The 21,960-nt window shown below is 56.5% G+C and carries 21 protein-coding genes and 1 pseudogene; 17 read left to right on the top strand and 5 right to left on the bottom strand.

Going from position 1 to position 21,960, the window contains the following annotated elements:
- Nucleotides 1-39: 39 nt before the first annotated feature.
- From ACZCED_RS03105 to gtfA, 6 genes are all read left to right on the top strand, one after another.
- Nucleotides 40-1,458, top strand: a complete 1,419-nt coding sequence (locus ACZCED_RS03105; protein WP_464860193.1) for a radical SAM protein — start codon at nucleotides 40-42, stop codon at nucleotides 1,456-1,458.
- A 124-nt stretch (nucleotides 1,459-1,582) separates the two neighbouring features.
- Nucleotides 1,583-1,864 carry an acylphosphatase gene (locus ACZCED_RS03100; protein WP_462970184.1) on the top strand — a complete coding sequence of 94 codons (282 nt, stop codon included), beginning with the start codon at nucleotides 1,583-1,585 and terminating at the stop codon, nucleotides 1,862-1,864.
- Nucleotides 1,865-1,890: 26 nt separating this feature from the next.
- Nucleotides 1,891-2,223 carry an inorganic pyrophosphatase Ppa gene (locus ACZCED_RS03095; RefSeq protein ID WP_462970183.1) on the top strand — a complete coding sequence of 111 codons (333 nt, stop codon included), beginning with the start codon at nucleotides 1,891-1,893 and terminating at the stop codon, nucleotides 2,221-2,223.
- Nucleotides 2,224-2,513: 290 nt separating this feature from the next.
- Complete coding sequence (locus tag ACZCED_RS03090) at nucleotides 2,514-3,419, top strand: carbohydrate kinase family protein (protein WP_464860192.1); 906 nt, start codon at nucleotides 2,514-2,516, stop codon at nucleotides 3,417-3,419.
- Nucleotides 3,409-5,598, top strand: coding sequence for an HAD-IIB family hydrolase (locus ACZCED_RS03085; RefSeq protein ID WP_464860191.1), 2,190 nt, complete (start codon nucleotides 3,409-3,411; stop codon nucleotides 5,596-5,598). Before ACZCED_RS03090 ends, ACZCED_RS03085 begins: the two co-directional genes overlap by 11 nt.
- Nucleotides 5,599-5,601: 3 nt before the next feature.
- Entirely contained in the window at nucleotides 5,602-7,050 is a 1,449-nt protein-coding gene (gtfA, locus tag ACZCED_RS03080) for a sucrose phosphorylase (RefSeq protein ID WP_462970180.1), read from the top strand.
- An 89-nt stretch (nucleotides 7,051-7,139) separates the two neighbouring features.
- On the opposite strand, the gene ACZCED_RS03075 is transcribed toward gtfA, so the two are convergent.
- Entirely contained in the window at nucleotides 7,140-9,083 is a 1,944-nt protein-coding gene (locus tag ACZCED_RS03075) for a GNAT family N-acetyltransferase (RefSeq protein WP_462970179.1), read from the bottom strand.
- A 375-nt stretch (nucleotides 9,084-9,458) separates the two neighbouring features.
- Here ACZCED_RS03075 and ACZCED_RS03070 point away from each other — a divergent pair, with 375 nt between their 5' ends.
- From ACZCED_RS03070 to hisF, 10 genes and pseudogenes are all read left to right on the top strand, one after another.
- Nucleotides 9,459-9,809, top strand: a complete 351-nt coding sequence (locus ACZCED_RS03070) for a cupin domain-containing protein (protein ID WP_462970178.1) — start codon at nucleotides 9,459-9,461, stop codon at nucleotides 9,807-9,809.
- 1 nt (nucleotide 9,810) lies between these two features.
- On the top strand, nucleotides 9,811-10,248 hold the full coding sequence (locus tag ACZCED_RS03065; protein WP_464860190.1) for an NUDIX domain-containing protein: 438 nt from the start codon (nucleotides 9,811-9,813) through the stop codon (nucleotides 10,246-10,248).
- 72 nt (nucleotides 10,249-10,320) lie between these two features.
- Nucleotides 10,321-10,992 carry a Smr/MutS family protein gene (locus tag ACZCED_RS03060; protein ID WP_462970176.1) on the top strand — a complete coding sequence of 224 codons (672 nt, stop codon included), beginning with the start codon at nucleotides 10,321-10,323 and terminating at the stop codon, nucleotides 10,990-10,992.
- Nucleotides 10,993-11,260: 268 nt separating this feature from the next.
- On the top strand, nucleotides 11,261-11,725 hold the full coding sequence (locus ACZCED_RS03055; RefSeq protein ID WP_462970175.1) for a CBS domain-containing protein: 465 nt from the start codon (nucleotides 11,261-11,263) through the stop codon (nucleotides 11,723-11,725).
- Between the two features lie 17 nt (nucleotides 11,726-11,742).
- Nucleotides 11,743-12,633: a CBS domain-containing protein gene (locus ACZCED_RS03050; RefSeq protein ID WP_462970174.1), complete on the top strand. Its 891-nt coding sequence runs from the start codon at nucleotides 11,743-11,745 to the stop codon at nucleotides 12,631-12,633.
- A 184-nt stretch (nucleotides 12,634-12,817) separates the two neighbouring features.
- Nucleotides 12,818-14,095: an imidazolonepropionase gene (gene hutI / locus ACZCED_RS03045; protein ID WP_462970173.1), complete on the top strand. Its 1,278-nt coding sequence runs from the start codon at nucleotides 12,818-12,820 to the stop codon at nucleotides 14,093-14,095.
- A 73-nt stretch (nucleotides 14,096-14,168) separates the two neighbouring features.
- Nucleotides 14,169-14,684, top strand: a pseudogene (locus ACZCED_RS03040) (hypothetical protein); the annotation flags it as partial.
- Nucleotides 14,685-14,786: 102 nt separating this feature from the next.
- Nucleotides 14,787-15,545, top strand: coding sequence for an adenylate/guanylate cyclase domain-containing protein (locus ACZCED_RS03035; RefSeq protein WP_462970202.1), 759 nt, complete (start codon nucleotides 14,787-14,789; stop codon nucleotides 15,543-15,545).
- Between the two features lie 34 nt (nucleotides 15,546-15,579).
- Nucleotides 15,580-15,987, top strand: coding sequence for an OsmC family protein (locus ACZCED_RS03030; protein ID WP_462970172.1), 408 nt, complete (start codon nucleotides 15,580-15,582; stop codon nucleotides 15,985-15,987).
- Nucleotides 15,988-16,103: 116 nt separating this feature from the next.
- Complete coding sequence (gene hisF / locus ACZCED_RS03025) at nucleotides 16,104-17,675, top strand: imidazole glycerol phosphate synthase subunit HisF (protein ID WP_462970171.1); 1,572 nt, start codon at nucleotides 16,104-16,106, stop codon at nucleotides 17,673-17,675.
- Nucleotides 17,676-17,907: 232 nt separating this feature from the next.
- On the opposite strand, the gene ACZCED_RS03020 is transcribed toward hisF, so the two are convergent.
- Nucleotides 17,908-18,381 carry a flavin reductase family protein gene (locus ACZCED_RS03020; protein ID WP_464860189.1) on the bottom strand — a complete coding sequence of 158 codons (474 nt, stop codon included), beginning with the start codon at nucleotides 18,379-18,381 and terminating at the stop codon, nucleotides 17,908-17,910.
- Nucleotides 18,382-18,782: 401 nt separating this feature from the next.
- On the opposite strand from ACZCED_RS03020, the gene ACZCED_RS03015 reads away from it, so the two are divergent.
- Nucleotides 18,783-19,949 (top strand): 4Fe-4S binding protein, encoded by a 1,167-nt coding sequence (locus ACZCED_RS03015; protein ID WP_464860188.1) that lies wholly within the window; start codon nucleotides 18,783-18,785, stop codon nucleotides 19,947-19,949.
- A gap of 55 nt (nucleotides 19,950-20,004) precedes the next feature.
- On the opposite strand, the gene ACZCED_RS03010 is transcribed toward ACZCED_RS03015, so the two are convergent.
- From ACZCED_RS03010 to ACZCED_RS03000, 3 genes are all read right to left on the bottom strand, one after another.
- Entirely contained in the window at nucleotides 20,005-20,484 is a 480-nt protein-coding gene (locus tag ACZCED_RS03010) for a hypothetical protein (protein ID WP_464860187.1), read from the bottom strand.
- 404 nt (nucleotides 20,485-20,888) lie between these two features.
- Nucleotides 20,889-21,089 carry a cold-shock protein gene (locus ACZCED_RS03005; protein WP_464860186.1) on the bottom strand — a complete coding sequence of 67 codons (201 nt, stop codon included), beginning with the start codon at nucleotides 21,087-21,089 and terminating at the stop codon, nucleotides 20,889-20,891.
- Nucleotides 21,090-21,662: 573 nt separating this feature from the next.
- Nucleotides 21,663-21,960, bottom strand: a 298-nt coding sequence (locus ACZCED_RS03000; protein WP_464860185.1) for a nickel-dependent hydrogenase large subunit, incomplete at its 5' end; no start/stop codon positions are given.

Raw genomic sequence — 21,960 nt, 5'->3', positions numbered from 1 at the left:
AACACCGAAAAACCAAAGCGATGGACAAGGGTGTGTCAAATGAGTGGTCAGCGCCTGACCTCCTACCGGCATCAGCTGGTTTCAGCCAACCTGGATGAGTTTGGCGATACCGCCGACGCACTGAACTGGATTTCCCCGGACGGTGCGATTGCGGCGCAAACCGAACGAGATGAGCGACTCGACGCCATCGGTCAGCGTCTGCATTTCGCATTCAATGGGACCAAACCCCATATCGGCCCCCTGTCTCCCGGTTGCCGCATCTGCGGAGAAGGGGGATGGTCCTGCCTGTTCATCAACGGGAAATGCAACTGCCGGTGTTTTTTCTGCCCGAGTCCCCAGGACGAGATCGGCGTTCCCACCACCAACCGGGTGCCCTTTGCCAAGCCTGCTGATTATGCCGCTTATGTGGAATCTTTTGGTTTCAGCGGAATAAGCATCAGCGGCGGCGAACCCTTGCTTACACCGGCGGTCACCCTGCGCTTTCTCCAGGCGGTGGACCAATCCGCAAATCGTCCGCTTCACCTGTGGATGTACACCAACGGCACGTTGCTGACGATGGATCTGGTGAAAAAACTCCGGGATGCCGGCCTGGACGAGATACGGTTCGATCTCAGCGCCGGGGGTTACGATTTGACGGCGGTGCGGTTGGCCGTCGGACTGATCCCGGTTGTCACCGTCGAGATTCCCGCCATCCCTGAAGATTTGACGCGTCTCACGCAATTGCTGCCGCAGATGAGAGCGGCCGGCGTCGATCATTTGAACCTCCACCAGCTGCGCTTGACCCCCTTCAACCGGGATCGACTGGCCAAACGGCATTACACCTATTTGCACGCGGAGAAAGTAACCGTATTGGAATCGGAACTGGCCGCCCTGGCGCTGATGCAGCACGTCGCCGACCAGGGCATCGACCTTCCGGTGCACTACTGTGCGTTCGTCTTCCAGCATCGCTTCCAGCGGGCCGCCGTTCGATGCAAGAGTGCCCGGTTGATGGTGAAGCCATTTGAGAGCATCACGAAAAGCGGTTACATTCGATCGCTTTGCCTGGTCGGGGATCCCGAGCGGCTGGCCCGCCAGGCAGAGCAGTTGACCGAGCGTGGCGCGGATCGCCAATTGTGGACGATCGGCAGTCGCAACGACCGGTTGTATTTTCACCTGGACCTATGGGAACGGATGGTTGAATCGGGCCTGAAAATAGCCGTGGCCTATTCAGAAGCATTGCTGTGCCCCCATATTTCATACCGTCGCACCTTTAAAGAGATCCGCGTCAATGCGGACAAGAAAATCTTTATCGAAAAACAGCCGGCGGGTGCCGAAACGTGCTTGAACGATGAACAGCAACGGTATTTCCAGGCAATGGCGACCCACGCGGACAGGCAGGTGGCTGAAAGCGGCCTTTTCAGCGTGGGCGGTTTGGCCGACTATGAGTTTATCCAATCCGGGCTTCAGGACTATTTTTAAAGGCTGTTCGGGCCAATGCCCATCGTCCGTGGCCGGATGATTTCATTGTCTTGACATCCGCAGGCGTGGGAAATAGGTTGAGTGTCATCGATGACGACAACGCGAACATGCCAGGGAGGTTGCCATGGAAGAAAAAGCCAGGGCCCACCTGATTGTTTTCGGGCGGGTGCAAGGGGTCTGCTTCAGGGCGGAAACCCAAAAGGCGGCAACGGTCATTGGATTGTCCGGATGGGTTAGAAACAAGCACGACGGCACGGTTGAAGCGGTTGTTGAAGGTGCCAAGAAAGATGTAATATCACTGATCAACTGGTGCAACACCGGTCCGCCCCTGTCCAGGGTGGAAAAGGTGGATGTTACCTGGCAGGATTACCAGGGCGGGCTAGGTCATTTCGATATCAAGTATTGACGAGACACTGTTTTACGGAGGAGCCCATGACTGCAACCACCTCCCTTCAAAAAGCCGAAAAATTAGAAATTGAGAAATATAAGGTTCCCAAGGATATCCGATCGCTTTCAAAGACGCATATGCCTTACACCGGATCACCGCAGAAACATCCACTCGACCCTGACCGGATCATTTTGTTGCCGGACCCGTATAACGAGAAAAGCCCCTACCTGGAGTTCAGCAAAAATGATGTCACCCATGTGGAGAAGCTGGCCAACATCGTCAACATGGAGGGGGCGACCGTGAGCATGGTGCGAATCTGGGTGAAAAAAGGCAGCATTGCCATCCAGTGCACCCCGTTCAAGGTGACTGCGATGTAACGTTGTGTCCGATCCGGTTGCCGCGTGTCGTGCGACAGCCGGCCACCCGGCGTCCCGTTTTGTCTCCCTAAACCCTCGGTGCGACCTTACTGCCCGGTCAATTCCACTGGTTGTGTGGCCTCATTGTACTGTGGCTTGCTGATTTGCAAAAAGCCGCGCGATAAGGCATTATAGATGGCCACGGGTCGGTCTGCGCGATGGCTTGTCGATCAATCCATTACTGTTTTTCTCGTCCGTTTCGAAACCCGTTGGTCGTTTTCGCTCCACGATGAGCATTCAAGGAGGGTCGTGTGATTGTTGTCATCGGTGAGATTCTCATCGACATGTTTCCGGATGGTGAACGGATTGGCGGTGCACCGTTCAACTTTGCCTTTCATCTCAAGAAGCTGGGTTTTCCGGTACGTTTCTTCACCCGGGTGGGAAAAGACAGGCACGGGAAGCGCATCATCGACATACTGGCGGAAAATGGCTTTGACATCGCAGACGTCCAGATCGATTCCCGGCTCCCCACAGGAACGGTTCGCGTGGACCTGGATCGGCGGGGCATTCCGGATTTCGATATATGCACGAATGTCGCTTATGACCGACTGGATCTGAATACCGCCGACGTGTCGGGTGCGGATGGTGCAGACATCATTTATTTCGGCACCCTGCTGCAACGTACCGACGCCGCCTTCCGTCAGGTTCAACGCTTTCTTTCCCGAAAACAACCGGGCGCCAAGTTTTTTTGCGACATCAACCTGCGGCCGCCCCACGTCAATCCCGATGCCGTGGCCGGTTCGCTGCACCACGCCGACCTGCTCAAAGTCAACGACGCGGAGCTTGCCGACATTCAACGCACGTTCGATGGCCCGGCGGCAGCGGGTGATGTCATGCCCTGGCTGATGGAAACCTTTCAGATCGGCGCCGTGGCGATTACGATGGGCAGCCGGGGAAGCGTTTTCTACGGACAAGATGGACCTATCACCTGCCCTGCCGTGACGAGCCCCTCCATTGTCGATACGGTCGGTGCCGGGGATGGATATGCCGCGATGCTGGCTGCCGGATATATGCGGCAGGTTCCCTGGGTGGAGACCCTTCGCCAGGCATCCGGTTTCGCCGCAAGGATCTGCACGATTGCCGGTGCGGTTCCCGATGACGATGCGTTTTACGACGATTTTCGCCCCCTGCTGAAAGGAGATGCCGATGGCCGATAAAAGGCCAACCATCCAGCTGTTCAGCCTTCACGGACTGATTCGATCGAAAAGTCCGGAAATGGGAAGAGATGCGGATACCGGCGGACAGGTCAAGTACGTCCTGGAACTGGGCAACGGCTTGAGCGCCAGGTCGGATATCGGCCGCGTGGATCTGTTCACCCGCCTGATTGCCGACAAACGCGTCTCTTCGGATTACAGCGCGCCCATCGAGGTGATCAACGACAAGTTCCGCATCGTCCGCATCCAGTGCGGTGGCCGTAAGTACATGCGCAAGGAGTTGCTTTGGCCCCATCTCGAGGAATTTGTGGACAAGACGATCAAATTCATCAAACGCAATCATGCCATGCCGGACATCGTCCACGGTCATTATCCCGATGCCGGATACGTGGCCATGCAGCTGGCCGAAATTTTCGGCCTGCCGTTCGTATATACCGGGCACTCGTTGGGTCGCTCCAAGCAGGCCAGGCTCAGGGACCAGGGTATGAGCGAGGCGGAGATGACGAGAAAATTAAAAATCGATCGTCGAATCGACACGGAAGAAAGGATCCTTTCACGGGCCGACCTGGTGATTGCCAGCACCCGGCATGAAATCAAGGAACAATACGGTTTGTACCACCATAAGGATGTTCCCGACTACCAGGTGATTCCGCCCGGCATTGGAATCGATACGTTCTACCCGTTTTATCACGACATGTTCGATGGCACGGAACAGTCGGAAAACGCCCGCTATGCCCAGGCGTCCATGCTCAAGGAGTTGAACCGATTTTTCATGGCTCCCGAAAAACCGTTGATCCTTGCCCTGAGCCGACCGGATCAGCGCAAGAATATCTCAGGGCTGGTGCGTGCCTATGGCGAAGATCTTGAACTGCAGAGCATGGCCAACCTGGCTGTGTTTGCCGGTTTGCGAAAGGATATCGATGCCATGGCGGACAACGAGCGTGAAGTTCTCACCCAAATGCTCCTGGCCATGGACAAGTACGACCTGTACGGCAAGATGGCCATTCCCAAAAAGCACGATTTCGAATATGAAGTGCCGGCTTTGTATCGGATTGCCGCCGAGCGAAGAGGGGTGTTCATCAATCCGGCCCTGACGGAGCCCTTCGGCCTCACCCTGCTTGAAGCATCGGCCACCGGGTTGCCCATCGTGGCTACCGACGACGGCGGACCCAACGATATCGTGCGCAACTGCAAAAACGGTATCCTGGTGAACGTCTCCCGCACGGATCAGGTATCGTCGGCGCTGCGCAAAATTATTTCCGACACGGATCTGTGGGAACGATACTCGAAAAACGGTATCATGAACGTACGCAAACACTACACCTGGAAGAACCATACCCGCGAATATGCCGCTGCGGCAGCCAAGCTGACCGCCGCCAACCAGCGCTCGGATCTGGCAACGGCCAAGCCGTCGGACCCCATCGGCCGACGGCTGATAAAACTTAACCATTTCTTTATCACCGATATCGACAACACGCTGATCGGCGACGACAATTCGCAGCTGGAAAAGCTGGTATGGCTGATAAAACGTCACCGGAACCGCATCGGTTTCGGTGTGGCTACCGGCCGGACCGCCGATTCAGCCCGAACGATTCTCAAGAAATACCGGATCCCCCGGCCGGACGTAATCATCTGTTCGGTCGGCAGTGCCCTTTTTTATGGGAACAGCAGCAACCCCGGTGCAGGATGGGCCAGCCACATCGCCAGCCGATGGAACCGGGATAAAATCGTCGGCTTGCTCAAGGACTTCGATTTTCTGACGTACCAGGAAGAAGAAACCCAGCGCCGCTTCAAGATCAGCTACTACATGAATCCGGGAAAAGATCGCTTGTCCACCATCCACAACCGCTTGCTGCACCACCGCTGCCGGTACAACCTGATCTATTCCCACGACCGCTTCCTGGACATCCTGCCTTACCGGGCGTCCAAAGGAAAGGCCATTCGTTACCTGAGCTACAAGTGGGAAATCCCGTTGATGAATTTTCTGGTGTGCGGTGACTCGGGAAACGATGAGGAGATGTTGCGCGGCGAACCCCGCGCCGTGGTAGTCGGCAACTACAGCCATGAATTGGCGGATCTCAAGGACGGCCGGAATGTCTATTTTGCAGACAGCTTCTGTGCCGGCGGAATTTTGGAAGGGATGCAGTACTACCGCTTCATCGAGGAGGCCACCGGAGGATAAGTGATGACCCTTAAAAACGAAGTCCAACTGATCGTCTATCCGGACAGCCTGGGTGGTGATCTTGTCGAACTGCACTATGTGCTGCGCCGATATTTCAGCAGCGCCGTCGGGGGCGTCCACCTGCTGCCCTTCTACCCCTCCTCCGCGGATCGCGGGTTCGCCCCGTTGACCTACGACGAAGTGGACCCGGCTTTCGGCACATGGCGGGATGTCGACCTGATCGGAAGGGAGTTCGACCTGGTCATCGATTTTATGGTCAACCACATCTCCCGGATGTCCGTCTATTTTCAGGACTACCTTGAAAAGGGTTCGGACTCCGAGTTTGCCGACATGTTCCTGAGTTTCAACAAGCTCAGCCCGACCGGCGAAATCAGTCAGGCGGACCTGGCCAAGGTCTACACCCGCAAACCCCGGCCACCGTATACCGTCCTCCAGCGCGCCGACGGCTCCAAAGAGAAGGTCTGGTGCACCTTTGACTATGAGCAGATCGATCTCGACTGGGACTCACCCAAAACACGGGAGGTGATGCGGCGTTACCTGATCCTGCTCTCGCGAACGCCCGCCAAGATGATCCGCATGGATGCCTTTGCCTATTCGACGATTGAAATCGGCACCACCTGCTTTTTCCTGGAGCCCCAGGTGTGGCAACTGCTGGAGTGGCTTCAGGATTATGTTGCCCCGTTTGGGGTGGAAATTCTACCCGAGGTACACGAGCATTACAGCTACCATCAGAAGATCTCTGCCAAGGGATACTGGACCTATGATTTCTCGCTTCCCATGCTGGTTTTAAACACTCTTTATCATCACACCAGCCGGGCGCTGAAACAGTGGCTGGCCATCTGCCCGCGAAAACAGATCACCACCCTGGACACCCATGACGGCATCGGCGTGGTGGATGTACAAGACCTGTTGACGGCCGAAGAGATCCAGCGGACCCTGGACGGCCTGGATGAAAAAGGCGCCAATACCCGCAAGATATTTTCCGGTCCCGAATACCAGAATCTGGACGTCTACCAGGTGAACTGCACGTATTACTCCGCGCTGGAATGCAACGACGATTCCTATATCGCCGCACGGGCCATCCAGTTCTTTACACCCGGCATTCCCCAAGTCTACTACGTGGGGCTGCTGGCCGGCGAAAACGACATCGAACTGGCGAAACAGACCAAAAACGGCCGTGACATCAACCGGCACAACTACACGCTGGACGAGATTGCTGTCGAGGTCCAGAAACCGGTGGTACGGCGTTTATTGCGGCTCATGCAATTCCGCAACACCTGCCGGGCCTTTGGCGGCCAGTTCACCATCGAAGACGCGCCCGACGACCACCTCAAACTGACCTGGAGCAACGGCGACCAGCAGGCCACCCTGCGGATCGACCTGGTCGGTTATGTAACCCGGATTGACTATTTCGACGAAGCGAAACAGGCCATCGTCGAATTCGTTGCCTGAATGGCACCGTGACGACAGCAGGCCATCTTCCTTTCCGCAGAATGAATCGCACCGCCAGCACGCCATCACAGGGAGCCGGTGCGGCCGCGCTATTTGTTTGCGTCCGCGGACGGCGAACCATCGCATTGGCAGGCGTCGCCTGGTTTCTGTTCAACCGTTTCCCCGGATGATGCGGTATCGCCGAAGTCCATGTGGATGGTCACGTCGCTGCCCCCGGAGACGGTTGTTTTGGCATGGGGATAGCGTTTTTTGAAGACGTGAAGCATGGCGGTGTTTTCGTGCAGGACCGTGGCGGAGAACGCTTTGAAGTGGTTCTCCTTGGCGATGCGTTCCAGGTCCGCCAGCAGATAGGAAGCGATGCCCATTCCCTGATAATCCTCACGAACGACGAACGCCACTTCTGCCATGGTGTCGCTCTCCTCCGCGTAGGAACCGATGGCAACGATCTCCTGATGGCCGCCGATGCGCACCTGGCCGATCATGGACATATTCTTGCGGTAGTCCACGCTGGCCCATTGCTGCTGGACCACTTCGTGGGAAAATAGTTTCATTTTGTAGAAGAACCTGAAGTAGATGGTCTCTTCCTGCAGCGAGTAGAAAAAATTGCGGTAGGCGAATTCATCGGATGGCAAAAGTGGGCGAAATTCAATGGTCTTCCCGTTTTTCAGGGTCAGTCGGTTTTTATAGCCTTCAAGGAAGATCAGGTCGTCCTGTGACGGTGGCAGCTGGTCTGAGAAGATGTAATGCCGGGTCTTGGCCACATCGATGAGCTCTTCCCGGAATTTGGGGTGGGCGATCTGGGCCAGCTCCATGACCCGCTGGTAGATGCTCTTGCCGCTGAGTTCGGCAATGCCGTATTCGGTAACCACGAAGTTCACATCGCCGCGGGTGGTGGCCACGCCGGCGCCCTCGCTGAGATGGGGAACGATTCTCGAGACGGTTCCGTTTTGGGCCGTGGACGGCAGGGCGATCACGGAAAAGCCGCCTTTGGACATGGCGCTGCCGCGAAGAAAATCCACCTGATCGCCGATGCCGCTGTAAAACAGATGGCCCATGGAGTCGCTGCACACCTGTCCGGTGAGGTCCACCTCGAGGGCCGAACTGATGGAAATCAGATTGTCGTTCCTGGCGATCACGGTGGGATCGTTGACGAACGCCGATGAACGGAAATAAAACATGGGGTTGTTGTCCACATAGCGGTAGAGCGTTTCCGATCCCATGCACAGCGATGCCACCACCCGCCCGGGCAAAAGGGTCTTCTTGCGGTTGGTGATCACCTTTTTTTCGAACAGGGGCAAAAAGCCGTCGGTGATCAGCTGGGTGTGGATGCCCAGGTCTTTCTTGTCGGTCAGGTGCTGCAGGACCGCAAAGGGTAGGTGGCCGAAACCGATCTGAAGGGTGGCGCCATCGTCCACCAGCTGGTTGACATAAAATCCGATGCGGCTGGCGGTTTCCGAGTCTTTGATGCTGGGGAGCGCTTCCACCAGCGGCTCCTCATACTGCACCAGGTAATCGATGTCGTCGATGTGAACAAAGCTGTCTCCCGAGGTTCTCGGCATGCGTGGGTTGACCTGGGCGATGACCATCTTGGCGTTTTGCATGCCCGCCAGGGTGATGTCGATGGATACACCCAGGCTGCAGTAGCCGTGCTTATCCGGCGGGCTGACCTGAATCAGGGCCACATCCAGTCCGATTCGGCGGTTGGCGAAGTATCTGGGGATTTGGGACAGGTAGGTCGGAATGTAGTCTATCTTGCCTTCGAATGCCGCTTTTCTCATGGAACTGCTGATGAAAAACAGCTTGAGGGAAAATCGCCTCAAAAACCGGGGATCGTCCACGTAGTTGGAAAAGGTCCAGGACAGCATCTGATAAACCATGATATCCTGCATGCTCAAATCCTCCACCATGGTCCGAATCAGGTGCTGGGGTTCTCCACACCCGGTTCCGATGAACACGCGGCTTCCATTTTTGATATTGGATATGGCGGTTTGAGCATCCATCAGCTTGTGCGGACATGCCGTCTTCAGATCCATCACCATCCTCCCGTCCTTACATGTAGGTTGCCAAGGCGGTTTGGCCTAATGCAATCGCTTTTATCACCCCGGCAGGCTGTCGGCCAGCAAGAAACGCGGTCATTCCATCGTAAATCAACCGGATAGTCAAGCAGACAGTTTGGGTGCGCTGTCGTTCTCGCCGGTTCCCGCACGATCCGTTTCGCTGGCGATATAAACGGATATGCGGGTTGACCCGCTGCCGGTTTGATCGATTGGGTCGGCAGGGGGGGGTTGACTCGCGCCGCCCTGATCGGGCGCGTCGCATAAAACAGTTGACAGGATACAGGCAGATTCATAGTTTCATCGTATTGCATCCAATCACCCGTGTTCTCACAGAAAGGCAGGGTACGATCCATGAAAGTGATTCAATACAGCCACGAACCGGAAACCCGTTTTGAAAATGATATGGTCAAGGGCGTTTCAGGCCGTGTGGTCATCGGCAAGGCAGACGGCGCCCCCAACTTTTGCATGCGTGTGTTCGAACTGGAGAGCGGCGGCTTCACGCCCAGGCATAAACACGATTGGGAGCATGAGATCTTCTTTCATGCCGGTTATGGTGAGGTGTGGCAAAACGGCAAGTGGGTGCCGGTCCAGGCCGGCAGCGTGGCCTTCATACCGGGCGATGAAGAACACCAGATCAGAAATGCCGGTGACCATCAATTGACCTTCGTCTGCCTGATACCATCAGGCCCGCCGGAACTGTAGCATGACCCAACCATACAGAAACCCGCTGCCCACGGTCGACATTATCATTGAGGTGAAGGGCGGTATCGTATTGATCGAACGCAAAAATCCACCCTATGGATGGGCTATTCCGGGGGGGTTCGTCGACTATGGTGAATCGGTTGAAGATTGCGCCGTCAGAGAGGCGCGCGAGGAGACCGGCCTGGACGTCCGCCTGAAAGATCTGCTTTACGTGTATTCCCGACCGGACCGGGACCCGAGGCATCATACCCTGACGACGGTATTCATTGCCACGGCGGACGGGCTGCCGGTCCCCGCGGATGACGCAATCGCGGCCGGTGTCTTTTCCGCCGGGGCCTTGCCGGCTCCCCTGGCGTTCGATCATGCCGATATCTTGGCTGATTATTTTCAATGCCTCGATGGCGCCGACCGGAGGGCTGTTTTTCGAAACTATTTCTGAAGCGGCTGCGGGAATCACGCAAAACCGGTTCGGGTGTTGAACCACTGAACCGCCGAATCCACGGTCAAGGCCATGTCACGCCGTCGATTGTCCATCGAAAACCGCCCCTTCGAATGTCTGGGCAAGATTCTTGCCGATAACAACATCCGTCTTCCCGAGGTCTGCCTGCCCGAACCGCCGGTTCGCCGGCCGACGCCGCGCGAAGAGAGAAGATTGTTCCGGCAGGCCATGGCCGATGTGAGTCCGCTGTGCAGCAAAAGAATCGACCCGACGGTTCGGGCAAGGCCGACGCCAGCTGAACCGCTTTGCGAGGATCCCGATGCCGAAGCCATCCGACAGCTCAGGCGGCTGGTGGAAACCGGCGATGGATTCGTTCTCAGACATACCGCCGAGTATCTTGAGGGCTCAACCGAACCCATGCCGCCGGAGATGTTCCGCCGCCTGCACGGTGGGTACTTTTCCATCCAGGATCATGTGGATCTTCACGGATTGAACCTCACCGCGGCAAAATCGCACGTTGACCGGTTTTTGGAACAGGCCATCGCCGCCGGTAAAAGGGCGGTGCTGGTGGTTCACGGGCGGGGGCGGTGCTCTCCCGGGCCGCCGGTGCTTAAACGGAACCTGACCCGTTGGCTGGTCAGCGGACGCTGGAAACGCTGGGTGATCGCGTTCACCAGTGCCCGGTTCTGTGACGGCGGCACCGGCGCCACCTACGTGCTGCTGAGACGAACACCGAAGCAGTGAACATCCACAAACGGCATCTTTCTGCCCAGGCCGGCGTTCTCGCTTTTTTTAAATCCTCGACTTAGTGCTGCTGCGCCTGCGGTTAAAAAAAAAGGCTGCGGCCTTGGCCTGAACCTGAAATTTACCATTTCCGAATATCACACGGATCGTAAGTTTAAAGGATTGTCGGATTGGGAATATAAAGATCGATTGGTGGGATATCGGAAAAATGAATCCAGTAGATGTGATGAATGAGCAGAGTTAGCTTTTTTGTCTCGGGAGTCGAGCCATGCATGCCGCCGATGTAATGACGACCCGCTTTATGACCTTGAAGCCCGATGATACGATTACCGAGGCGGTCAATCGTTTCAAGGCCGCCAGTCGGGAGCACGGGAAAAATGTGTTCGGTTTGATGGTCACCGACGACAGGGACCGGCTGGTGGGAATGCTTTCCATGTACGACATCCTGCTGTTTGTCCACCCGCGACATGCCAACATCTGGCAGGAACTGGAGGATGACGAACAGGCCGGCGCATTCAAAGATCTGTTGGGGCGGGTGAAATCGATCCGGGTTGGTGATCTGATGACCACCGACGTGGTGACCATTGCCCCGCAAACCCATTTGCTGGCCATTGTGGATATCATGATCAAACGCCATGTCCGGCGGTTGCCGGTGGTCCTGAACCAGGAGGTGGTGGGTATCGTTTATATTTCCGATCTTTTCTACCACCTGTTGCAGCAATATTTGGGATAGAGAAGGGGAGGTCAAGCATGCCGCTGGCCAGGACGCGAAGTGTGCTCAGTGGAATGCGGGTCAAGGAAGCCATGCGCCGCCAGGTGATTTCATTGGACAGGTCGGCGTCGATTTTGACCGGCATCGGCCGGCTGATCAAGTACAAGGCGGATGCCTTGCTGGTGACGGATTCGGAAGGAAGACCGGCTGGAATCGTCTCCAAGACGGACATGGCGGGTGCATATTACGCGGAGATGCCTGCAGGCACGCCGCTGGAGGCAATTATGGCAGGCCCCCTGCTGACCTGCTTTCTCGACGACGGACTGGAACATGCGCTGGACATCATGGTTAACTGCGGCGTTCACCAACTTTTCGTGGTCGGGGCCGATTCCGGACGGTTCGAAGGCATGCTGAATTACGGAGACATCCTGGGGGTGGTGTTCCAGACCTGCCGCAGCTGCCGTAAAAGCAGTATGCGGCAGGCCGCAGCAGGTGAGGATGACCATCAACCCAAGGAAACCACCGTGTCGGAAGTGATGACATCGTCGGTGATCACCTGCACGGTCAGCGATGATCTCTATCAAGTGATGGAGGCCCTGACCGCGCACCGGATGAGCGCTGTTCTGGTGATCGATGACAGCGGGCACCCGGCCGGCGTCATTTCAAAGACCAACCTGGTCCTGGCCTGGTACCGGGGGATCGCTCCCAGCGCAAAAGCCGTTGCGGTGATGAGCAAACCGGTGATCTCGTGCGATCGAAACGATACCATCAACCAGGCCCTTACTCGCATGCTGGTTGGCGACCTGGGGCGCATTTTCGTTCACGACGGCGACCCTGAATCGATTGTCGGCGTGCTTTCCCTTTCCGATGCCGCCGGCCACCGGTCCGGTACCTGCCGTGCCTGCATCTCCAGCAGGCTGGTCGGCTGAACGAATGGCATCGCCTACGAAGTGAGCCGTCTTCCACGGATGCCATTTTCCTGGGTTGCCCGGGTTCATTTTGAAAAGCGCTTGACACCCGATGATAAAACACATAAACAGTTGTCTATACTAGTTTAAAAATATATAAATTACAGATATATACATACGAACATACTGATTGGACCCTTTCGCGATGACGCCCTGCAGATTTCCCGCAACGGTCGACACTCTCTGGCTGGACGCCCGCTTGGCCACCTTGGCCGATCAAACGCCTTATGGTGTCATTGAAAAAGGTGCCATGGCCGTCGACGAGGGGCGTATCGTGTGGCTGGGGGCGGTGGAAGCGCTTCCTGCGGATGCCCTGAACAGAGCCCGGTCGGTGCACCGCCTTGACCATGCATGCGTCACCCCGGGGTTGATCGACTGCCACACCCATCTGGTCCACGCGGGCAATCGCGCCAGAGAATTTGAAATGCGGTTGAACGGCGCCACCTACGAAGAGATCGCCCGGGGCGGCGGCGGTATCATCAGCACCGTCAACGCAGTCAGAAACGCCTCGGATGCCGATCTCTATCACCAGTCCGCAGGTCGACTCAAGGCCATGCTGGCCGAAGGGGTGACCGCCGTGGAGATCAAGTCCGGCTACGGTCTGGATACGCCAAACGAGTTGAAGATGCTGCGGGTCGTCCGGCAGTTGGACCGGGATTTCCCGGCCACCGTCATGGCGACGTTTCTGGGTGCGCATGCCCTGCCGCCGGAATACACGGGGCGGCCGGACGCCTATATCGACCTGGTGGTCGAAGAGATGATTCCCGCCGTTGCCGCCGACGGCCTGGCAACGGCCGTGGATGCGTTCTGCGAACGGATCGCCTTCACCCTGGCACAGACCGAACGCGTCTTCAGCACCGCCCGGCAGCACGGCCTTCGGGTCAAACTGCATGCCGAACAGCTCAGCGACAGCAACGGGGCAGCTCTGGCAGCCCAGTTCGGTGCCCTGAGCGCCGATCACCTGGAACACCTGAACGCGAACGGTGCGGCGGCCATGGCCGCCGCCGGCACGGTGGCCGTGTTGCTGCCCGGTGCGTTCTACTATCTCAACGAAACCCGTAAACCGCCGGTGGACCTGCTGCGCAGCAAGGGGGTGGCCATGGCCGTGTCCACCGACTGCAATCCGGGCACGAGCCCCACGACATCCCCGCTGCTCATGATGAACATGGCCTGTGTCAGTTTCGGACTCACCCCGGCCGAAGCACTGGCCGGTTTCACGGTCAATGCCGCCAGGGCACTGGGCATGCAAGCTCGCTGGGGAACCCTCGAGGTCGGCAAACAGGCCGATTTCGCCGTGTGGGACATCGAAGAACCGGCCGAACTGGCCTATCGTATGGGCGGCAATCCGTGCCGCTTGACCGTGAAAGGCGGCGAGATTGTTTTCCGCTCATCGTCAATTGCTGGAGAAGGATGCCATGGTTGAACTGATTTGCGTTTACCTGTCGTTCACTGCCATCCTGGTCGTTTACGGTGCACAGGTCTGACCGTTTTTAGACGGCCTCGGGTATACAAAGGCCGTGCTGATTTCTTACGGTCCCATCCTTGCCGTGCTGCCATTGCGGTTGCGCTTTCTCGGGCGGACGAACGCCGTTATGTTGAAGGAGGAACCGCCCATCCAACAGCTCTTTCGTCTTCCGTGGCACGCGTTTCTGGCCGACCTGGCGGCATGGGTCGTCGCCGGTCTCGTGATGGTATTCATCTACTACGTGTTTTTCATCCCCTTCGCTTCGACAGGCATTAAGGTGTTGGTCGCCTGTGCGGCTTTCGGCACGTTCAGCGGCATGCTGGGCTACCTCTCCACCGAGCGGCGGTTGGTCGGTCGCCTCAAGGGGCGCAGGACGTTTTCCATGCCATCGGGAAACCGGTTGACGGTTAGCAAGAAGATCGTTGTCCTGATCGTGTCCGTCTTGGGCATCATGGCCTTTTCAATCCTGTTGATGGTGTTGCTGGACGTCTACTACCTGATCGGCCAGGATTTTTCACGGCCTGAGATATACTGGGGCATTTTCAAGGAAATCGCCTTCGCCCTGTGCGTGCTGCTGGGTATATCCTTGATCATTGTCCGCCGATACGCCTCCAATCTGACCGAGATCCTGGACACCCAGCTAGCGGCCATGGACGAGATCAGCCGGGGCAACCTCGAAAAACAGGTGCCGATTCTGTCCAGTGACGAATTTGCGCGGGTGGCCGAAAAAACCAACCTGATGATGCTGGGTCTGAAGGAAAGAGATTTCTGCCGGTCCAGTTTTGACAAATACGTATCCCCGGAGATCAGCCGCAAGATTCTCGATGACGCCATTTCGCCGTCAGGAGAAATTTTGGATGTGACCATTTTGTTTGCCGATCTGCGCAACTTCACCGGTTTTGCGGAAAAGCGAAGCCCCAGGGCCGTGGTGGAAATGATCAATCGCTACTTTACCGAAATGGAAGGCGTGATCAGCAGCCATGGGGGTGTGGTGCTCCAGTTCATCGGGGACGAAATCGAGGCGGTGTTCGACGCGTCGGGTACCGCCGGGAATCATCCGGACCAGGCCGTGGCAGCCGCACTTGCCATGCGTGCGGCGATGCAGCGGCTCAACCTGGAGCGCCGCGAACGCGGTGACATTGAGATTCAGCATGGCATCGGTATTCACAGCGGACCGGTTCTGGCGGGTAATGTGGGCAGTTCCAAGCGGAAAAGCTACAGCATGCTGGGCGACACCGTCAATTTGGCCTCGAGGCTCCAGGTGCTCAATAAAAAACTGGCTACCGACATCCTAGTCAGCGGCGAGACCCGTAACCGGCTCGACCGATCGGGCCTTCGTCTGCAGCCGATGGGTCAGCATTCCGTCAAGGGAAAAGTGGAACCCGTGGTGGTTTATTCGGTGGTTTGAAAACAACTCTACAATGGAAGGGGACGGTGGTGAGATGGCCATTCAAGCGCAAGTGAAATGGATCGATGACCTGCAATTTGTGGCACGAGCCGGCAGCGGGCCTGCCGTGGTGATGGATTCGTCGGACAGCGGCGGCGGTGCCGGCCCAATGGAACTCATGCTCATGGGTACGGCCGGGTGCACGGCCATGGACGTGATCACGATCCTTAAAAAAAAGCGCGTGAACGTCACCGGATTCGAGATCAATATTTCCGGAGATCGGGCCGAGGCGTACCCCAAACGCTATACCGACATCACCATCGAGTATGTGGTTTATGGGACGAAGATCAAACCCGAAGCCGTCCAACAGGCCATCGACCTGTCGGAGAAAAAATACTGCGGCGCCATGGCCTCGCTCAACGCCCGGATCTCCCATACCTTCCGGATTGAACCCCCGGAATGAAAGCCCGCCCCATGTACCGATGCCTTGCGCGTATACGAAAAAACTGTTGTCCCCGGCCGGCGCGTCGTGTAATTGTACGCTCTTTGCCAACCCAACCAACCCTATAGAGGACGCCGATGATTACCCTGCTGGACTACGGTGCGGGAAATGTACGCAGCGTGATTAACGCCATCGAAAAGTTGGGCGAACGGATCTCGGTCGCCAAAACCGGACGCGACATCCTTGACGCCGAAAAGCTGGTCTTTCCCGGGGTGGGAAACTTCGGCAGCATGATGCAGATTCTCAGGCAAAAGCAATTCGTGGAGCCGCTTCTGGGCTACCTGGGATCCGGGCGTCCGTTTCTCGGAATCTGCGTGGGGATGCAGGCCTTGTTCGAGGGCAGCGACGAAGCGCCGGAGGAGAGGGGGTTGGGTGTCCTGTCCGGGCGGGTGAAACGCTTCGACGTCGCCCTGGCCGTTCCCCATATCGGTTGGAACGGCATCAGCGTCAAACAGCCCACGGGCCTGTTCGACACGCTGCAGGGCGACGAGAAATTCTACTTTGTGCATTCCTACCACGCCGTGGCCGACGATCCGGCGGTGGTGCTGACCACCACCGATTACGGATACCCCTTTGTCAGTGCGGTCCAAAAGGGAGGCATCCAGGGTACCCAGTTCCATCCGGAGAAAAGCGGGGCTTCCGGCCTGACCCTGCTGGAGAATTTTATCCGCCAGGACCGTCGCGTGGCGATCCCGTCTACTTGCCCGCCTCAGACCCGCCTGGCCAAGCGCATCATCGCCTGTCTGGATGTGCGCGCCAACGACCGGGGTGATCTGGTGGTCACCAAGGGCGACCAGTATGATGTGAGGGAAGACGGCAACGTGCGCAACCTGGGTAAGCCGGTAGAACTGGCCGGACGCTACTTCGAGGAAGGGGCCGATGAAATCACCTTTCTGAACATCACCGGGTTCCGGGATTTCCCCCTGGAGGACATGCCCATGATCGAGGTCCTCAAGGAAACGTCGAAAAACGTTTTCGTGCCGCTGACCATCGGTGGTGGCATCCGGGATTACACCGACAAGAACGGTCGCACCTACACGGCCCTGCAAGTGGCGGCCGAGTACTTTCGTTCCGGGGCGGACAAGATTTCCATCGGCAGTGACGCGGTGGATGTCGTCGAGGCGGTTCTGAAGACCGGCCGACCGACCGGCAGGAGCGCCATCGAGCAGATCTCCCACGTATACGGCAATCAAGCCGTGGTGATCTCCATCGATCCGCGCCGTGTCTATGTGGATTCGCCGGATCAGACACCGCATGCCACCATCGAAACGGCCATCCCCGGTCCGAAAGGCCAGCGGTACTGCTGGTTTCAGTGCACGGTGAAAGGTGGACGGGAAGGCCGGGATGTGGATGCCGTGACCCTGGCCCGGACATGCGAACGATTGGGGGCCGGGGAGATCCTGCTCAACTGTATCGACCGGGACGGCACCAACATGGGCTTTGACATCGAGTTGATCAACGCCGTGAAACAGTCGGTCAGCATCCCGGTGATCGCCTCCAGCGGGGCCGGCTGCGAAGCCCATTTTGCGGAGGTTTTCGAAAAAACCGATGCCGAGTCGGCCCTTGCCGCCGGCATCTTTCATCGGCGCGAAGTGCCCATCTCCGCCGTCAAGGCCTATCTCAACGGCAAGGTCGAGATCAGGCTGTAGATGGTTGAACCGCGAAAGCTCGCACAACCCCGTCGCTACCGGCGGGATTGGTGAACGAACAAACACTCGAGTGAATGGTGCGGTTTGGGATGGGAGAGGCACATCGGTTCCGCACATCCTTTGTGCTTGACTCGGAGGCAAGCAACGCATTATCGTCCTCAGTCCTCAGTCCTCAGTCCTCAGTCCTCAGTCCTCAGTCCTCAGTCCTCAGTCCTCAGTCCTCAGTCCTCAGTTACTTGTCACCGATGTAGCATCCCTGGTAATCCAACGTGCACAGGGGTGTTTGTTGCCCGTTGAAGGCGGTCTCGACCACCTCTCCAATAAACAGGGTGTGGTTGCCCGGTATCAGGGTCTGCCGGATGCGGCACTCCAAACTGCCGATGCAGTCCTGCAGGATGGGACACCCGGTTACACCGTCGTGCCAGGCAATGGCGGCAAATTTTAATTCGGGGTCCGGACCTTTGAATCGTGCCAACAGATCCTTCTGCTCCCTGGCGAGGATATGCAGGGCAAAATGGCCGCTCTTCTCCAATAGGCCATGGGAATAGCGGTTGGGATGAACGGCCACCATGATCAGGGGCGGGTCGTGGGACACCTGGCTTGCCCATGAGGCGATCATCCCGTTGATGATGGTTTCGTACCGGGTGGTGAGCACATAGATCCCGTAGGTCATGTGCGCCATATTGGCCTGCAGTTGCTTGTTCATTTTTTATACCACCCCCATGTTTCTCGTTAGCGGGTCAGTTCCGGTCTGGCCGTTTTCCCAGATCGGTTCATCCAGATCCTTCCCAAGTCAATCACCCTGAAGCTTGTGCGATCAAGTTATGACCGGCGATCGTATCTAAATTGTAATTATACCTCGCTGAATGTGAGGGAACAAGGGCGGCAACCGTTCGTAGGACCGGACAGGCCGCCTAATAATGAGTTCAATAAACAAAAGGCAGCTTACCGATTTGATTCACGGGGTCTGCGATCTATCCAAGGCTTGAGTCATATTGCATTGCCCAGGAATTCGGGTGTCTTGCTTTCGGTGGTCGCTTCGGTTAGTGTGGCCCGGGCAGAAACCCACTTAACCCTTGCGATCAAACACGGAAAGGAAACCGATCCATGACGCCAATCACGTTGATTGAAAAAACCAAACGAGCGGCCAGCGTCATCTGCCGGCAGGGGCTGATCCAATTTCCGGTCTCCGATACGGCGGTCACCATCGTCCAGCGACTCGTTGGGAACGCCGAGGACGAACTGGACATGATCGATGCGTTTCGTGACCAACCCTCCCAGACCATGGACCAGCTTGTCGCGTCGAGTGGGTTTTCAGAAGAAAAAATTGAGAGGCTGACCGCCTCCTTGGCCAAAAAAGGGCTGGTATTCAATCAGCCCAGTTCCAGCGGGATCATGATCTACCGGCTCCTGCCGCTGATGATGGTTGGGGTGATGGAATATCAATTCATGGGCCCCCTGACCGGCAGCGAGGCGGAAAAGGAACTGGCCGTTCTGTTCGAACGCTTGCTGGCCGAGTTGCGCGACCAGACCCAGGGGAACTACGATGCACTCGCACCCCTGTTCGCGGCGGCCCCTGCCGTTGACCGGACCGTGCCGGCCGCCCGAACTGTCGATGGCAAGGCGATCCGCGTCATTCCGGTCGAAAAATCCCTGGAATCCGTCGAAGAATCCATACTCCCGAGCCAGACGGTCGAAGCGATCATCAACAAGTTTGACGACATCGCCGTGGGGCACTGCTTTTGTCGCCAGCGGCGGAGCCTGCTGGGAGACACGTGCAAGATGGATGCGCCGGTGCTGAACTGCTTTTCCTTCGGCAAATCCGCGCGGCATACCAGCTCCCAGGGTTTTGCCAGGAAGGTCACCCGCGAGGAGGCCCTGAAAATCCTGAAAGAAGCCGAGCAGGCCGGTCTGATCCACAAGGCATTCCACCCCGGATCCCGGGAGTCCAGCCCGGAAACCAGCATCTGCAACTGCTGCAAGGATTGCTGCGATACCCTGCGCATCTGGCGGGATGGAACCCTGCCGATGATCAATTCCACCAACACCCTATCGGTGATCGATGTCGAGGCGTGCACGGGCTGCGGCACCTGCCTGGAATGGTGTCCGACGGATGCGATTGTCCTGAACGAAAACGGGGTGGCCCAGCGGGATGAAGGCGCATGCCTCGGCTGCGGGGTTTGCGCCCGGTTCTGCCCGGAATCGGCGATCTCGCTTAAGGAGGGGGCAAGGAAAGTCTTCATCCTGCCTCCGCGACTGCGCGGCGCGTTGTAAAGAACCTTTGCCACACAGTGGTTGCGCCGTCCGGGATGACGAACCGGGTTGCCGTCTAATGCGTCTTGCGGTAGCCTACATCATCATAATACTTCATTCTTGCGGGTTGGCCGTAATCATTGGTTTCAATCGCCTGGGCCAAGGATTCCTCCTTGTCGTCTGGTTCCGGACTGACCAGGGCGATGTTCTGCGATTCATCGATCGCAGGGTTCGTCGCGCCAACCAACTTATATTCGTCCAGCGGTTTGAGGGACAGCCCCGCCGGCGCTTTGGGCACATGCAATTGGTAGGGTTCGTTGATCCTGGTCATGTCCGATTCATTGCCGTCCTTGTCAATCGCCGTCACGCCGAACATAACCGGACCATCCGAAAGGGTGACATCATCGGGCAGTGCTATTTCAGTGACGTTTCCCACCTTGATGTATTTGGAATCGTATCCGACCTCGGCCGCCTTTGACCAATAAAGCTTATAGCCGATCACCTGTTCCGAGTCTGAAGCTTCCCAGGACAATTTGCACTTGCGGATTTTCGCCATTTGGCCTCCATCTCATCTGTTGGTTGAATACTGCCATCGGTCAACGAGATGTAGTATGCTGATTCTCCCTTGTCAACCACATGGTCATCGATGAAAACCGGCTGATTGATCGACGGCAGCCAGCGCATTCACGCCGCTTGTCGGAGCGAAGTAAACATGTCGAAAATCAAAGCAGCGGGACCGACAGCGAGCGGCCCGGGGATCGTTTGTCTTGTTGACGGTGATTCTTGACATGGGGGGGCAATTGGAGGCAGCCATCAGGTGCGTGTGTGCTTATCCACAAGGATTGATGGGATAATATGTTGAAGCAGAAGGGGTGATGTCAGCGAATGGCGAGTCATCTCTTCAATAAAAAAGGCGCTCCCCCGTATTCAGGGAGAGCGCCTTTTTTTCGGAAAAATAACTTAGATCACAGTGACATTGCTGGCAGACGGTCCTTTGGGGCCCTGCTCGATGTCAAATGACACGCGATCGCCGTCGTTGAGGGATTTGAAGCCGGTTGCATTGATCGCTGAATGATGAACGAATACATCTGCTCCATCTTCCTGCTCAATGAATCCGAAACCCTTTGAGTCGTTAAACCACTTAACAATTCCATTGGCCATGATAACATCCTCCTTTCTTATAATTTTCAACGTCACAGACTGGAGGGTGCCACTTAGACAAATGGGTTTTTCTCACAGAAAGGAACTATCCCATACATTCGATGGGACTTAATTGATTTAAGTGATAATAAGCTTTATTCGCGATAAAGCAAGCTAAATATTTATTATTTTTAAAAATAACAGGAAGGTTAATCGCAAATCGTTTAAAAAACGTAAAGATATGAAAGCGATACCCCCAAGCGACCCAGTGCCAGGTGCTACTTTCATCAATGTCGAACACTATGGGATAGGATTGACGTATAAATACGGGGGGAGCAAAGAAAAAGCATCAAAGATGCACTGAGTTGCGGTGGTTGCAGTTAAGCGATAATTGCATCGGACGTATAGGAAAAAATAAAGCCGTAAACCGCTATTAGTACCATTTTCTGATATCGTTGGTGTCGATGGCGGGATTAGCAAAAAGGTTTACAAATACAAAAAGTTATTGGATGTAAAGTTAGTTTTTTTAAGTTTAAACTTAAAAGGAGGCTCGAAATCACCAGTGCGGAAAATCCGAGCCCCTTTTGGTTCTCTCTAAACGACCTTCACCGCGTAGGTTTTGTCCTCACTGGTATCAATTACATGAACCCCGCAAGCGATACAGGGGTCAAAGGAGTGAACCACCCGGATGACTTCAACTGGATTGGCCGGGTCGACGACAGGGACCCCGACAAGTGCTTGTTCCAGGGGACCGGGATTACCCTTGGCGCACCGTGGTCCCAGGTTCCAGGTGGTCGGCACGACCATCTGGTAGTTATCGATCGTCGATCCCTGAATGTTAATCCAGTGCCCCAACGCCCCTCTCGGGGCCTCCAGAAAGCCGGTACCGGAA

It is taken from the genome of Desulfosarcina sp., assembly GCF_055467485.1.
Note: the sequence above shows the minus strand (reverse complement) of the source record. Positions and strands in the feature narration are given on the sequence as shown.

What these genes read in the sequence shown, in the direction of transcription:
- ACZCED_RS03070 (WP_462970178.1), top strand. Translation starts at nt 9,459, where the DNA reads ATGAAAGTGATTCAATACAGCCACGAACCGGAAACCCGTTTTGAAAAT.
- gtfA (WP_462970180.1), top strand. Translation starts at nt 5,602, where the DNA reads ATGACCCTTAAAAACGAAGTCCAACTGATCGTCTATCCGGACAGCCTG.
- ACZCED_RS03010 (WP_464860187.1), bottom strand. Translation starts at nt 20,484, where the DNA reads ATGGCGAAAATCCGCAAGTGCAAATTGTCCTGGGAAGCTTCAGACTCG.
- ACZCED_RS03100 (WP_462970184.1), top strand. Translation starts at nt 1,583, where the DNA reads ATGGAAGAAAAAGCCAGGGCCCACCTGATTGTTTTCGGGCGGGTGCAA.
- ACZCED_RS03020 (WP_464860189.1), bottom strand. Translation starts at nt 18,381, where the DNA reads ATGAACAAGCAACTGCAGGCCAATATGGCGCACATGACCTACGGGATC.
- ACZCED_RS03055 (WP_462970175.1), top strand. Translation starts at nt 11,261, where the DNA reads ATGCATGCCGCCGATGTAATGACGACCCGCTTTATGACCTTGAAGCCC.
- ACZCED_RS03065 (WP_464860190.1), top strand. Translation starts at nt 9,811, where the DNA reads ATGACCCAACCATACAGAAACCCGCTGCCCACGGTCGACATTATCATT.
- ACZCED_RS03060 (WP_462970176.1), top strand. Translation starts at nt 10,321, where the DNA reads ATGTCACGCCGTCGATTGTCCATCGAAAACCGCCCCTTCGAATGTCTG.
- ACZCED_RS03105 (WP_464860193.1), top strand. Translation starts at nt 40, where the DNA reads ATGAGTGGTCAGCGCCTGACCTCCTACCGGCATCAGCTGGTTTCAGCC.
- ACZCED_RS03050 (WP_462970174.1), top strand. Translation starts at nt 11,743, where the DNA reads ATGCCGCTGGCCAGGACGCGAAGTGTGCTCAGTGGAATGCGGGTCAAG.
- ACZCED_RS03035 (WP_462970202.1), top strand. Translation starts at nt 14,787, where the DNA reads ATGGACGAGATCAGCCGGGGCAACCTCGAAAAACAGGTGCCGATTCTG.
- ACZCED_RS03015 (WP_464860188.1), top strand. Translation starts at nt 18,783, where the DNA reads ATGACGCCAATCACGTTGATTGAAAAAACCAAACGAGCGGCCAGCGTC.
- ACZCED_RS03030 (WP_462970172.1), top strand. Translation starts at nt 15,580, where the DNA reads ATGGCCATTCAAGCGCAAGTGAAATGGATCGATGACCTGCAATTTGTG.
- hutI (WP_462970173.1), top strand. Translation starts at nt 12,818, where the DNA reads ATGACGCCCTGCAGATTTCCCGCAACGGTCGACACTCTCTGGCTGGAC.
- ACZCED_RS03005 (WP_464860186.1), bottom strand. Translation starts at nt 21,089, where the DNA reads ATGGCCAATGGAATTGTTAAGTGGTTTAACGACTCAAAGGGTTTCGGA.
- ACZCED_RS03075 (WP_462970179.1), bottom strand. Translation starts at nt 9,083, where the DNA reads ATGGATCTGAAGACGGCATGTCCGCACAAGCTGATGGATGCTCAAACC.
- ACZCED_RS03095 (WP_462970183.1), top strand. Translation starts at nt 1,891, where the DNA reads ATGACTGCAACCACCTCCCTTCAAAAAGCCGAAAAATTAGAAATTGAG.
- ACZCED_RS03085 (WP_464860191.1), top strand. Translation starts at nt 3,409, where the DNA reads ATGGCCGATAAAAGGCCAACCATCCAGCTGTTCAGCCTTCACGGACTG.
- hisF (WP_462970171.1), top strand. Translation starts at nt 16,104, where the DNA reads ATGATTACCCTGCTGGACTACGGTGCGGGAAATGTACGCAGCGTGATT.